This is a genomic window from Solirubrobacter ginsenosidimutans (genome assembly GCF_027587205.1).
Map to the genome: position 1 here is coordinate 85,170 of NZ_JAPDOD010000037.1, position 12,128 is coordinate 97,297.

Annotated in this window: 12 protein-coding genes and 1 pseudogene; 8 read left to right on the forward strand and 5 right to left on the reverse strand. The window is 71.8% G+C overall.

From position 1 onward, the window contains the following. Positions 1-23 precede the first annotated feature (23 nt). Entirely contained in the window at positions 24-569 is a 546-nt protein-coding gene (locus OM076_RS31120) for a dihydrofolate reductase family protein (RefSeq protein WP_270044032.1), read from the forward strand. On the opposite strand, the gene OM076_RS31125 is transcribed toward OM076_RS31120, so the two are convergent. The 5 genes from OM076_RS31125 to OM076_RS31145 are packed head-to-tail and all read right to left on the reverse strand — an operon-like array spanning position 542 to position 6,216. Beyond that, positions 542-1,291 (reverse strand): MaoC/PaaZ C-terminal domain-containing protein, encoded by a 750-nt coding sequence (locus OM076_RS31125; RefSeq protein ID WP_270044033.1) that lies wholly within the window; start codon positions 1,289-1,291, stop codon positions 542-544. The two genes, OM076_RS31120 and OM076_RS31125, sit on opposite strands and share 28 nt — an antisense overlap. Continuing rightward, the gene (locus OM076_RS31130) at positions 1,285-2,535 is read right to left on the reverse strand and encodes a 3-oxoacyl-ACP reductase (protein WP_270044034.1); all 1,251 of its coding nucleotides are present in this window, start codon (positions 2,533-2,535) and stop codon (positions 1,285-1,287) included. Before OM076_RS31130 ends, OM076_RS31125 begins: the two co-directional genes overlap by 7 nt. Further along, positions 2,532-3,815: an acetyl-CoA C-acetyltransferase gene (locus OM076_RS31135; protein ID WP_270044035.1), complete on the reverse strand. Its 1,284-nt coding sequence runs from the start codon at positions 3,813-3,815 to the stop codon at positions 2,532-2,534. The genes OM076_RS31130 and OM076_RS31135 overlap by 4 nt, the downstream gene beginning before the upstream one ends. Next, on the reverse strand, positions 3,812-4,384 hold the full coding sequence (locus OM076_RS31140) for a TetR/AcrR family transcriptional regulator (RefSeq protein ID WP_270044036.1): 573 nt from the start codon (positions 4,382-4,384) through the stop codon (positions 3,812-3,814). The genes OM076_RS31135 and OM076_RS31140 overlap by 4 nt, the downstream gene beginning before the upstream one ends. After that, a complete protein-coding gene (locus tag OM076_RS31145) occupies positions 4,381-6,216 on the reverse strand; it encodes an acyl-CoA dehydrogenase family protein (RefSeq protein ID WP_270044037.1) in 1,836 nt (611 codons plus the stop codon). Before OM076_RS31145 ends, OM076_RS31140 begins: the two co-directional genes overlap by 4 nt. A 94-nt stretch (positions 6,217-6,310) precedes the next feature. Between OM076_RS31145 and OM076_RS31150 the strand changes: the two genes are divergently transcribed. From OM076_RS31150 to OM076_RS31180, 7 genes and pseudogenes are all read left to right on the forward strand, one after another. Further along, positions 6,311-7,987 carry a S8 family peptidase gene (locus OM076_RS31150; RefSeq protein WP_270044038.1) on the forward strand — a complete coding sequence of 559 codons (1,677 nt, stop codon included), beginning with the start codon at positions 6,311-6,313 and terminating at the stop codon, positions 7,985-7,987. 54 nt (positions 7,988-8,041) lie between these two features. Further along, positions 8,042-9,049 (forward strand): multicopper oxidase domain-containing protein, encoded by a 1,008-nt coding sequence (locus OM076_RS31155; RefSeq protein ID WP_270044039.1) that lies wholly within the window; start codon positions 8,042-8,044, stop codon positions 9,047-9,049. Continuing rightward, entirely contained in the window at positions 9,049-10,206 is a 1,158-nt protein-coding gene (locus OM076_RS31160) for a ZIP family metal transporter (RefSeq protein ID WP_372518099.1), read from the forward strand. Before OM076_RS31155 ends, OM076_RS31160 begins: the two co-directional genes overlap by 1 nt. After that, a complete protein-coding gene (locus tag OM076_RS31165; protein WP_270044041.1) occupies positions 10,206-10,886 on the forward strand; it encodes a metal-dependent transcriptional regulator in 681 nt (226 codons plus the stop codon). The genes OM076_RS31160 and OM076_RS31165 overlap by 1 nt, the downstream gene beginning before the upstream one ends. 5 nt (positions 10,887-10,891) lie before the next feature. Beyond that, complete coding sequence (locus tag OM076_RS31170) at positions 10,892-11,578, forward strand: hypothetical protein (protein WP_270044042.1); 687 nt, start codon at positions 10,892-10,894, stop codon at positions 11,576-11,578. Positions 11,579-11,661: 83 nt separating this feature from the next. Next, positions 11,662-11,880 carry a heavy-metal-associated domain-containing protein gene (locus OM076_RS31175; protein ID WP_270044043.1) on the forward strand — a complete coding sequence of 73 codons (219 nt, stop codon included), beginning with the start codon at positions 11,662-11,664 and terminating at the stop codon, positions 11,878-11,880. Further along, a pseudogene (locus OM076_RS31180) lies at positions 11,877-12,128 on the forward strand (hypothetical protein); the annotation flags it as partial. The gene OM076_RS31175 and the pseudogene OM076_RS31180, both read left to right, overlap by 4 nt.

Here is a 12,128-nt window from a genome sequence, read left to right on the forward strand (position 1 = left end):
GCGCATGTGTAAGAACCTCATATATGGCTCGAACCCAGTACTACGCCGCCGCGTCCCTCGACGGATACATCGCCGAGGCCGACGGCGGCCTGCAATGGCTCTTCGACGCGGCGGACAATCCGCTGGAGGGCGGGGACGCCAACTACAACGCGTTCTATGCGCGCGTGACGGCGCTCGCGGTCGGTGCGAGCACCTACGAGCTCATGGTCGGCCACGAGTGGGCGTACGGGTCCATGCCGACGTGGGTCTTCACCCACCGGGAGTTCGAGACGCCCCCGGGCGCCGACGTCCACTTCGTCCAGGGGTCCGTCGCCGACCATCGCGACGCCATGCATGCCGCGGCCGGCGACGGCGTCCTGTGGGTGGTGGGCGGCGGTGAGCTCGCCAGCCAGTTCGCGGAGGCGGGCGAGCTCGACGACGTGATCGTCTCCTACATGCCGGTGGTGCTCGGGACGGGCATCGGCCTCTTCGCCCGCCCGATCCCCGGGACGCTCGATCTCATCCGTACCGAGGAGCTGACGCGCGGCGCCGTCCAGCACGTCTACGCGGTCAAGACGCCCTCCAGGTGACCGTGCACGGCGAACCGGTCCGCGGCTTCGCCGAACGTCACCGTCGAAGGCAAAAGGATCGGCCGCTTGAACCGCACCTCGGCGGTGAAGGCGTCCGGCAGCCGCAGCGCGGCGAGACAGCGCGCCTTCGTCCACATCCCATGGGCGATCGCGCGCTCGAAGCCGAACGGCTTCGCCGCCCACCCGTGCAGATGGATCGGGTTGTGATCGCCCGAGACGGCGGCGTAGCGGCGGCCGAGGTCGTCGCGCAGCCGCCACTCGGCGGTCTCCGGCGGCGGCTCGAAGGTCCAGTCGTCACTCACCGCGTCGTCGCCCGCGCCGCGCTTGAGGTTGGTCGAGGTGCTCTCCCAGACCAGCTCCTCGCCCGCCCGCACCGACGTGAGGAACTCGAACGTGCGCCCGCGCCGGTGCGGTCGCAGCTCGCTCACGGAGACCGCGAGCGTCAGCGTCTCGCCGAGCCGCACGGGCCGGTGCTGGGTGATCGCGTTGGCGATGTGGACCACGCCCACGGCGCTGAACGGCGCCTGCGCGAGCAGCGCCATCTGCAACCCGAACGCGAGCACGTGCGGGTACGTGGGCGGAAGCTCGTCGCGCAGCGTGAAGCCGCACACGTGGGCGTACTTGGCCAGCGCGACGGGATCGACGGCGACCTCACGCTCGAGCACGTCGCCGGGCATCGTGGATCCGCGGCCGGGGAGCGCCGCGCGCAGCGTCGTCAGCATCCGAGCAGCGACTGGCCGCAGACCCGGACGACGTTGCGCTCCAGCCCCGACGAGGCGAGCCATGCGACCGTCTCGGCGACGTCGACCGGCAGCCCGCCCTGGCGCAGCGAGTTCATCCGCCGCCCCGCCTCGCGCACGCCGATCGGCATCGCCGCGGTCATCTGCGTCTCGATGAACCCGGGCGCCACCGCGTTGATCGTGATCCCGCGCTCGGTCTCCAGGTCGGCGACGAGGTCGAGCAGCCCCGCCTTCGAGGTCGCGTAGTTCGTCTGGCCCGCGTTGCCGGCGATCGCGCTCAGCGAGGACACGCAGACGATCCGGCCGTCGTCGCGCAGCAGCGGCAGCAGCGCCGAGGTGATCCGCTCGGGCGCCAGCAGGTTGACCTCCAGCAGCGACTGCCAGCGCTCCTCGGGCATCTTGGCCAGCGTGCGGTCCTTGGTCACGCCCGCGTTGTGGACGAGGATGTCGAGCCCGCCCGCGAACCGCTCGGCGAGCACCTCCGGCGCGTCAGGCGCGGTGATGTCGAGCTCCAGCTCCGCATCGCGCAGGTCGAGCCGGACGACCGTCGCGCCGTCGCGCTCGAGCACCTCGGCGATCGCCGCGCCGATCCCGCGCGAGGCGCCCGTGACGAGCGCCGTGCGACCGGAGAGCGCGACCGCGCGCCCCGCCCCGACCCGCACGACCTGCCCGGACACGTACGCCGAGCGCGGCGACAGCAGGAACCGCAGGGTCGAGTCGATCGACGCCCCCGGCGTGACCTGCATGAGGTTGACCGTCGCCCCGCGCCCGACCTCCTTGGCCAGAGACCGCGTGAACCCCTCGAGCGCCCGTCGCCCGTCGCCGATCACGACCACGCGACCGGAGGGCTCCACGCGCCGGATCGTCGGGTGGAAGAACCGCTGCAGCTCGACGAGCTCCGCCGACGAGGAGATCCCCGTCGCGTCGAAGACGAGCGCCTTGAACGTCCGGTCGGCCGGCGCCTCCGGGTTGAAGACCGCCGCGTCCAGCCCCGCCGCCGCGGCGTGCTCGCGCACCGGATCGTCGAGCGCGGTCGCGGCATCGACGCCCATGTCGGCCAGCACCCGCGCGGCCGCCTCGGCGAAGCGCCCGGCGCCGCCCAGCAGCACCCGCCCGCGCACCGGACCGGGGCCGCGCTCCAACGTCACCGGCTGCGGCAGCCCGATCCGCTTGGCGACGGTCCCGGCGACCGGCAACCGCACCAGCTGCGAATAGCGATCGCTCATGCGGCACCTTCGAGGATCGCGACGACGCCCTGCCCGCCGGCGGCGCAGATCGAGATCAGGCCGGTGCCGCCGCCGCGCTCGTGCAACGCCTTGGCCAGCGAGGCCACGATCCGCCCGCCGGTCGCGGCGAACGGATGCCCCGCCGCGAGCGACCCACCGTTGACGTTGAGCTTGGAACGATCGATCGTGCCGACCGCCGCGTCGCGCCCCAGCTTCTCGCGCGCGAAGACCGGGTCGCGCCACGCCGCCAGCGTCGCCAGCACCTGCGACGCGAACGCCTCGTGGATCTCGTAGAGGTCGAAGCCGTCCAACGCCACCCCGACCCGGTCCAGCAGCCGCGGCATCGCGTACGCGGGCGCCATCAGCAACCCCTCGCCCTTGTGCACGTGATCGACGGCCGCGGTCTGGGCGTCGACCAGGTACGCGAGCACCGGCAGCCCGCGCGCCGCCGCCCACTCCTCCGACGCCAGAAGTACCGTCGAGGCGCCGTCGGTGAGCGGCGTCGAGTTGCCCGCGGTCATCGTCCCCTCGGGCCCGCCGAAGACCGGCTTGAGCTTCGCCAGCTTCTCGACCGAGGAGTCCGGCCGCAGGTTCTGGTCGCGCTCGAGCCCGAGGTACGGCGTGACGAGCCCGTCGAAGAACCCGCGCTCGTAGGCCGCCGCCATGTGCACGTGCGAGGCCGCCGCGAGCTCGTCCTGCTCGGCGCGGGTCACGCCCCACTCGACCGCCGTCCGAGCCGCGTGCTCGCCCATCGAGAGCCCGGTGCGAGGCTCCGCGTTCTGCGGCGTCTCGGGCACGATCTGCCCCGGCCGCAGCCGCGTCAAGGTCTTCGCGCGGCCCGGCAGCGACTTCGCCCGGTTGAGGTCGAGCAGGATGTGCCGCAGGTCCTCGTTGACGGCGATCGGCGCGTCGGACGCGGTGTCCGCACCGCCCGCGATCCCCACGTCGATCTGCCCCAGCGCGATCTTGTTGGCCACCGCGATCACGGTCTCCAGGCCGGTCCCGCAGGCCTGCTGCAGGTCGTAGGCGGGCGTCTCGGGAGCGAGCCGCGAGCCCAGCACCGATTCGCGCGTCAGATCGCGGTCGCGCGCGTGCTTCAAGACGGCCCCCGCGACGACCTCGCCGAGCACCTCGCCTTCGAGCGAGAAGCGCTCGATCAAGCCGTCGAGCGTCGCGGTCAGCATGTCCTGGTCGGTCGCGTGCGCGTAGGCCCCGTTGGACCGGGCGAACGGAATCCGGTTGCCGCCGAGAATGGCGACGCGTCGGGTCTCGGTTCTCATCTCATCCTCAATCCGGGTTCGATCGTGCGAATCAACAGCTCGGCGGTGCGGTCGGCCGACAGCTCGCCGGTGCGCAGCCACCAGCGTCCCAGCGCCTCGGCGGCGCCGAAGATGGCGACGGACAGCGGCTCGACGGCGCGGCTCTCGGTGTGCTCCTGCAACGCGGCGGTGACCAGCTCCTCCATGCGCGAGCGGTACTCGCCGATGCGCTCGGCGATCTCCCCGCCGCCGGGCAGCGTCTCGTCGTGCAGTACCCGCCACGCCTCGCCGTCGGCGTCCAGGAAGGCGAAGAACGCGTGGATGCCGGCGCGCAGCGCGGCGGGGGGATCGGGCGCGGCGGCGACGGCGGACACGACGGACTTCACGAGCGCGTCGGCGGCCGGCTTCATGCACGCCAGGAAGAGCCGCTCCTTGTTGCCGTAGTAGTTGTAGAGCAGGGGTTTCGTGACGCCGACGGCGGCTGCGACCTCGTCCATCGTCACGTCGCCGTACCCGCGCGCGGCGAACAGCGTCCGCGCGGTGCGCAGCATCTGCTGCTCGCGCTCGGCGCGGGGGAGCCGCGTTCTCACGCCGTCACTGGCTCGCTCGGCGTCAGCACGTTCTCCGGCACGCCGAACGCGTCGACCAGCGCGCCCACGTCGGGCCGCAGCTCGGCGCAGAGCGCGTTGACGGTCTTGACGACCTCCTTGGAGCGCCCGCCGCTCAGGCGCCCGTGCTCGAGGTAGTAGCCGCGCGCGGCCTCGATCGTGTGCAGCGCGTAGAGGCTCCGCAGCGCGTCGACGGCCGGGTCGATCGGAAACGACTCGAGCACGACGAGATCGACCCACGAGCGGGCCGCCTCGAGCACGTGGTCCTGGCAGTCGACGAGCACCGAGAACGGGTCGCGCCCGGAGTCCAGACCGCGCTTGAGCCGCCGCGCCGCGCTCTCGAGCAGGTGCTCGTGGCGCCAGCGGAAGAGGTCGAGCTGCGTGTCGCGCGAGCGCAGGTCGCCGCCGTCGACGAGCTTGCGCAGCGGCGTGCGCTCGGTCAGCACGCCCCACGCCTGCCCGGCCACGAACTGCGCCAGCCCGAGCGGGTCGAGCTCGCCGAACGCGTCCTTGTAGTCGGTCAGCAGGTTCTTGGCCGCGAGCTGCAGCAGCACCGTGTTGTCGCCCTCGAAGGTCGTGAAGACGTCGGTGTCGGCCTTCAGCGCGGCGAAGCGGCTCGCGCGCAGGTAGCCGGCGCCGCCGCACGCCTCGCGGCAGCGCTGGATCGTGTCGCTCGCATGCCAGGTGGCGACCGACTTCACGCCCGCGGCGAGCGTCTCGAGCTGGCGCCGCAGGCGGTCGTCGGCGTCGGTGGTGAAGACCACGTCCAATTCGTCCACCAGCCGTTGCTGGGCGAAGGAGAGCGCGTAGGTCGTCGCGAGCGCCGGGAGCAGCCGCCGCTGATGCGTGCGGTAGTCCATCAGCAGCGCTTCCTCCTCACCGGGCGGGCCGAACTGGCGCCGCACCAACGCGTGTCGCACGGCGAGCGTCAACGCGACCTTGGCCGCTGAGATCGACGCGCCGGAGACGCTCACGCGCCCCTGGATCAATGTCCCGAGCATCGTGAAGAAGCGCTTGGTCGGGTTCTCGATCGGACTGAAGTACGTGCCGTCGGCGGCGACCGTGGCGTAGCGGTCCAGGAGGTTCTCGCGCGGGACGCGGACGTGGTCGAACCAGATCCGGCCGTTGTCGACGCCGTTGAGGCCGAGCTTCGGGCCGCAGTCCTCGAGCCGGACGCCGGGCAGCGAGGCGCCGTCGTCGTCCCGGATCGGGACGAGCAGCGCGTGGACGCCGCGTTGCTCGCCACCCGCGATCAGCTGGGCGAAGACGACCGCCATCCGCCCATCGCGCGCGGCGTTGCCGATGTAGTCCTTGCGCGCGGCCTCATGCGGCGTGTGGACGACGAACTCCTCCGTCGCCGCGTCGTAGGACGCGGTCGTCCCGAGCGCCTGCACGTTGGAGCCGTGCCCGGTCTCGGTCATCGCGAAGCACCCGGGCAGCTCCAGCGAGGCGACGTCGCGCAGGTAACGCTCGTGGTGACGTCCGGTTCCGAGGTGCAGGATCGCCCCGCCGAAGAGGCCGAACTGCACGCCGCACTTGACCAGCAGGGACAGGTCGCCCATCGCCAGCGTCTCGAAGGCGGTGACGCTGCGGGCCGGCGAGCCCTTCCCGCCGTACTCGACCGGATAGCCGATGGCGGTGTCGCCCTGGGAGGACAGCTCCTGCGCCCACGCCAGGACACGGGCGCGGTGCTCCTCGAGCTCGAGGTCGTCGGCCGGAGCGTTCCCCGGCTCCGACAGCCACGACCGAACCCGGTCCCGGGTCTCCGGATAACGGCCGTCGAGGAGCTTCCGCAGCGTCTCAGTGGTGCCCATGACCACAAGTTACCCGGATAGAAATTTCTATACCGGTAATGTGAGAGATCGCACGCTCAAGGCCAGGCCGTTCCGTGCCGATAACGGGAAGTGGATGCGTTCACTGGTCATGGCCGCCGCGTTGCTCCTCCTGATTCCGGCTTCGGCTCGGGCCGCGGAGGGCGACATCATCGTCCAGCGCGCGCCGGGCCTGGACGGCGCGGAGCGCAAGGCGCTGCGCGCCGACGCCGGGGTCAAGCTCGTCGACACGCTCCCGCTCGAGCGCACCGAGCTCGTCCGCGCCGCCGACCCCGGCAAGGCGCTCACCGCGCTGCGCGCCGACGACGACGTCGTCTACGCCGAGCCTGACCGCCGTATGCAGGCCACCCGCACGATGGACGACCCGTACTTCGGCTCGCTCTGGGCGCTCCAGAACACCGGGCAGACCGTCTTCAGCGTGCCCGGCACCGCGGGCGCCGACATCGACGCCACGCTCGCCTGGGACCAGAGCGAGGGCGCGGGTGTGACCGTCGCCGTGGTCGACACCGGCGTGCGCACCGACCACGTCGACCTCGCCAACCAGGTCGCCGCCAACGCCGCCGAGCTCGGCGGCACCCCGGGCTCCGACGACGACCACAACGGCTTCACCGACGACGTGCACGGCTGGGACTGGGTCGAAGATGACAACGTCGCGCAGGACGGGCACGGCCACGGCACGCACGTGTCCGGGACGATCGCCGCCGAGGGGGAGAACCACTTCGGCGTCGTCGGTGTCGCGCCGCTGGCCAAGATCCTGCCCTTGCGCGTGCTCGGCAACGGCGGCAGCGGCTGGACGAGCGACATCGCCTCTGCCTTCGATTACGCCGGCGACGCGGGGGTGCGGATCGTCAATGCCTCGCTCGGCGGCGGGTACTCGCAGGCGATCGAGGACGCGGTCGCCGCCCACCCGGACACGCTCTACGTCGTCGCCGCGGGGAACGACAACGCCGACTCCGACACGGCCGGCGACGCCTACCCGTGCGCGCTGCCGGAGGCCAACCTGATCTGCGTCGGCGCCAGTGACAACCAGGACGCGATCGCCGGCTTCTCCAACTACGGCGACACGAGCGTCGACCTGTTCGCTCCCGGCGTCGGCATCTACTCGACGTTCAACAGCACGACGAACTCGTACCGCTACCTCGACGGCACCTCGATGGCGTCACCGCAGGTCGCCGGCGTGGCCGCGCTCGCACTGTCCATGCGCCCCGGCGCGTCGACGGCCTTCCTGCGCTGGGCGGTGCTGACCTCCGTCGACCACTTGCCGGCGATGGCCGGCAAGTCCGTCACCGGCGGGCGGTTGAACGCGAACTCGGCCGTGACCGCGATCCAGGGCTCCGAGCCGTCGCCGACGCCCACTCCGACGCCGGCGCCGCCCGCCCCGACCCCGACCCCGACACCGGCGCCGCCCGCCCCGACCACGACCCCGACGCCCGTCCCGCCCGTCGCCTCGCCGGCACCGGAGTCCGCGCCGGCACTGACGAAGCTGACCGTCGGTGGGTCGCTGCGCACCAAGGCGGGCAAGTTGCGCGTGTCGTTCCGGCTCTCGCGCGCTGCCTGGGTGCGGTTCACCGTTCAGGCGAAGGGCTCCAAGCGCGTGGTCGCGAGCTGGAGCAAGCTGGCGCGCCCCGGCACGAACGCCTACGTGCTCAAGCGCACGCTGCCCAGCGGCACCAAGCTCAAGCGCGGCTCCTACACGCTTGCCGTCGCGGTCAGCCCGACCGCCGCCGGCTCCAAAGTGATCCGCGTCTCCTGAACGTCACGCTCACTAAGTTCACACCAGAAATTTAGGTATGCCACAATTCGTGGCGTGTCAGAGCTAACTCGACGTCGACTGATCGCCGGAGGACTGCCGTTGCTCGGCGCCGGCGCACTGCTGCACGCGGGGGCTGCCGGCGGGCATTCCGCCGGGATGCACAACCATGCGGGACATGACGGCGGGCATGCGAACTTCGCCCGCGGGGTCGCCGTCGACCACGCGGGCAACGGCTTCGACCCGCACGAGATCGTGCGCGACTTCGACTGGGGCACGACCACGCAGGTCGGCGGCCGCGTCGTGCGCACGTGGGAACTGACCGCGCTCGACAAGGAGATCGAGCTGATGCCGGGCGTGAAGTTCACCGCCTGGACCTACAACGGGCGCATCCCGGGGCCGACGCTGCGGGCGCGCGAGGGCGAGCGGCTGCAGATCCGCTTCAACAACGGCTCCCAGCACCCACACACGATCCACTTCCACGGCATCCACCCGGCGGAGATGGACGGCGTGCCCGGGCTGGGCGCGGGGCAGATCGAGCCGGGCGGGTCGACCGTCTACGAGTTCGACGCCCTGCCCGCGGGTCTGCACCTCTACCACTGCCACGTCCGGCCGCTCGCCGAGCACATCGCCAAGGGGCTCTACGGCGCGTTCATCATCGACCCGGCCGAGCCGCGCGAGGAGGCGGACGAGCTGGTGATGGTCATGAACGGGTTCGACACGAACTTCGACCGCGCCAACGAGGTCTACGCCGCCAACACGATCGGCTTCGCGTACATGGACCGGCCGATCACGGTGCGCCTTGGCGATCTCGTCCGCATCTACCTGGTCAACGTGCTCGAGTACGACCTGATCAACTCGTTCCACCTGCACGGGAACCTGTTCGAGTACTTCCCGACGGGAACGTCGAAGACGCCCAGCGAGCTGACCGACACGGTGATGCTCTGCCAGGGGCAGCGCGGGATCCTCGAATGGCGCTTCGCGCATCCCGGCAAGTACATGTTCCACGCCCACCAGTCCGAGTTCACCGAGCTTGGCTGGCAGGGCTTCTTCGAGGTCGCGTGATGGGGACCGTGACGCGTGGGGTCCGGGTGCCGGTGTGGGTGCTGGGGCTCGTCCCGCTGCTGCTGATCGTGGGTGGTCTCGCGCTGTTCGCGCTGCTGGACGCGCCGGGGCTGGGGGAGCGACGCGGGCCGCCCGCCGAGGAGCTCGTGGTCGAGCGGACGGTTCTCTCCCCCGGCGAGATCGCGCTGACCGTGCGCAACGACGGGCCGGACGCGGTCTCGATCGCGCAGGTCGTCGTCAACGACGCGTTCGCGGAGTTCACGGGTCCTGCGGAGGCTGTGGGCCGGTTGGAGACGGCAACGGTGCGGGTGGTGCAGCCGTGGGTCGAGGGCGAGGCGTACGAGGTCGCGCTCGTGACGTCGACCGGCGGGACGATCGTGCACGAGATCCCGGTCGCGGTCGAGACGCCGTCGGCCGACCTCGGCTTCTTCGGGCTGATGGCGCTGCTCGGGCTCTATGTGGGGGTGATCCCGGTCGCGCTGGGGATGCTCTGGCTGCCGTGGCTGCGGCGCGTGCCGGCGGCGTGGCTGCGCGGGTTGATGGCGCTGACCGTCGGGCTCCTGGGGTTCCTGGCGGTGGACGCGACCTTGGAGGGGCTCGAGCTGGCGGGCGAGGGCTCGCAGGCGTTCGGCGGCGCGGCGCTGGTGTTCCTCGGCGCAGGCGTGGCGTATCTGTTCTTGAGCGGCGTGTCGTCGTGGCTGCGCGGGCGCTCGGGGTCGTCGGCGATGCTCGTCGCCGCGGGGATCGGGTTGCACAACCTCGGCGAGGGGGTGGCGATCGGGGCGGCCTACGCGGCGGGCGCGCTCGCCCTCGGTGCGTTCCTCGTGATCGGGTTCGCGATCCACAACACGACCGAGGGGCTGGCGATCGTCGCGCCGCTCGCCCGGACGCGGGCCTCGCTGGGGCGGCTGGCCGGTCTCGGGCTGCTGGCGGGCGGGCCCGCGGTGCTCGGCGCGTGGATCGGCTCGGCCGCGTACAACGCCTCGATTGCGGCGTTCCTGTTCGGCTTCGGCGCCGGAGCGATCGTGCAGGTGATCGTCACGCTGATGCCGTCTTTGCGCGACGAAACGGGGCGGACGCTGCATCCGACGGCCGTGACGGGCATCCTTGGGGGCATGGCGCTGATGTTCGCGACCGGTCTCCTGGTGGCCGCCTGATGGCGGCGGCCGAACGGGAGCGCCCGTCGGAAGCAATCGAGGACTACGCGAAGGCGATCTACTCCCTGGCCCGCCAGGGAGACGGGACCGTCGCGACCAACGCCCTGGCCGAGCGGCTCGGGGTGACCCCGGCGTCAGTGTCGGCGATGGTGAAGAAGCTCGACGAGCGTGGGCTCGTGCGACATGTGCGCTACAAGGGCGTCGCGCTGACGCCCGACGGCGAGCGGGTGGCGCTGGAGGTCATGCGCCACCACCGGCTGCTGGAGACCTATCTGGCCGAGCACCTCGGCGTGCCGTGGGACCGCGTGCACGAGGAGGCCGAGGCGCTCGAGCACGTGCTCAGCGAGTACCTCGAGGGACGGATCGCCGCCAAGCTCGGCCACCCGACCCACGACCCGCACGGCGACCCGATCCCGACGGCCGACCTCGAGATCCTCGAGGAGGACTCGTGCCGGCTCTCGGATCTGGAGGCGGGTGATCGCGGGCGCTTCGTGCGCGTCTCGGACTCCGATCCGGCGATGCTCCGTTACCTCGACGAGCGCGGCGTCCGCCTGGGCGACACGCTCGAGGTGCTCGAACGCCAGCCGTTCGACGGGCCCTTGACGGTGCGTTTCGGTGAAGACCTGCACGTGCTCGGTGGCACGTTGGCGCGTGCGATGCGCGTCGAACGGCAACCCTAGTCAGCGTGCGCCTGCCGATTCTCACGCTGCTGCTGTTCTTGGCGTTCGCTTCTGTCGCGTCGGCCGCCCGGCCGGCGACCCCCGACGAGGCGAACGTCGTCGCGGCGGGGCTGGACGGTGCCCGCGGGGAGTGCGGAGACATCACGATGTCGACCGTCGACGGGACGTGGGCGCTCGCGCTCGCCAAGGACGTCGAGGGCTGCGAGTTCGACATCATCTCCGACAAGCTGCACGTGATGCACCTGGCGGACGGGGCCTGGAGCGAGCTCGCGTCGCTGGACTTCCCGACCGGCTGCCCGGCGGGCGTGCCGCCCGCGGTCGCGTCCGACCTCGGGTTCTGCAAGACGCAGCGCGGCTACATGGTCTGCGCCAATTCGCGCGCGACGTCGATCCACCGGGTCTTCGACCGCCCGCGCACGTGCAACACGCTGCGGCCGCACCAGCCGTTCGCGCAGGCCGTGAACCTCGCGAAGCTGCACTGGAGCGGGTGGGGCAAGGCGACCGCCACCGCGCGCGGCATCGATCGCGGCTTCCGCAAGACCGACCGGGACACGCCGGTGACGGTGCGAGCGTCCGGTCGGACGGTCGCGTGCAAGGGCGACTGGGTCTACACGATCCTGAAGGTCCACTCGCGCTACGGGACCGACGTGGTCTTCCAGATCACCGACTGCCCGACCGCGCACTCGAGCTAGCCGCACTTCACGACGTGTACCCCTGGGGGGTATAGTCATGCGGACACCGGCCGATACCCCTAGGCCGTATACTTGGTCCCGACGTGAAGGACGCTCCCATGACTTTGATCTACCGCGTTGACGGCATGAGCTGCGAGCACTGCGTGGTGGCGGTGACCGGCGAGGTCGGCGACGTCGCCGGCGTCGCGACGGTCGACGTCGACCTCGGCGCGAAGCTCGTGCGCGTGTCCGGTGCCGGCATCGACGACACCGCGGTGGTTGCGGCGATCGACGAGGCCGGCTACGACGCGGTGCCGGCGTGAGCGTCGCGGCGAAGCTCGCGGGGTTCGCGGCGGTGCTGGTCGTCGCGTTCGGCGTGGCCGCGGTGGCCGGCCGCGCCGTCGGCCCGGACCGTGAGGGCGCCGCGAAGGAGCGGGCGGAGAAGGGCGGCGCGATGGGTGCGCACGGCGGCGACGCGATGGCCGATGGCGGCAATGCCGCCGGCAACGGCGCGGGCGACACCGCGGCGGGCGGCCACGGCGCGGCCGACGCGGCGACGGGCGGCCACGGC

Coding starts and splice junctions, on each gene's coding strand:
- OM076_RS31120 (WP_270044032.1), top strand. CDS start 24: ATGGCTCGAACCCAGTACTACGCCGCCGCGTCCCTCGACGGATACATC.
- OM076_RS31125 (WP_270044033.1), bottom strand. CDS start 1,291: ATGCTGACGACGCTGCGCGCGGCGCTCCCCGGCCGCGGATCCACGATG.
- OM076_RS31130 (WP_270044034.1), bottom strand. CDS start 2,535: ATGAGCGATCGCTATTCGCAGCTGGTGCGGTTGCCGGTCGCCGGGACC.
- OM076_RS31135 (WP_270044035.1), bottom strand. CDS start 3,815: ATGAGAACCGAGACCCGACGCGTCGCCATTCTCGGCGGCAACCGGATT.
- OM076_RS31145 (WP_270044037.1), bottom strand. CDS start 6,216: ATGGGCACCACTGAGACGCTGCGGAAGCTCCTCGACGGCCGTTATCCG.
- OM076_RS31150 (WP_270044038.1), top strand. CDS start 6,311: ATGCGTTCACTGGTCATGGCCGCCGCGTTGCTCCTCCTGATTCCGGCT.
- OM076_RS31160 (WP_372518099.1), top strand. CDS start 9,049: ATGGGGACCGTGACGCGTGGGGTCCGGGTGCCGGTGTGGGTGCTGGGG.
- OM076_RS31165 (WP_270044041.1), top strand. CDS start 10,206: ATGGCGGCGGCCGAACGGGAGCGCCCGTCGGAAGCAATCGAGGACTAC.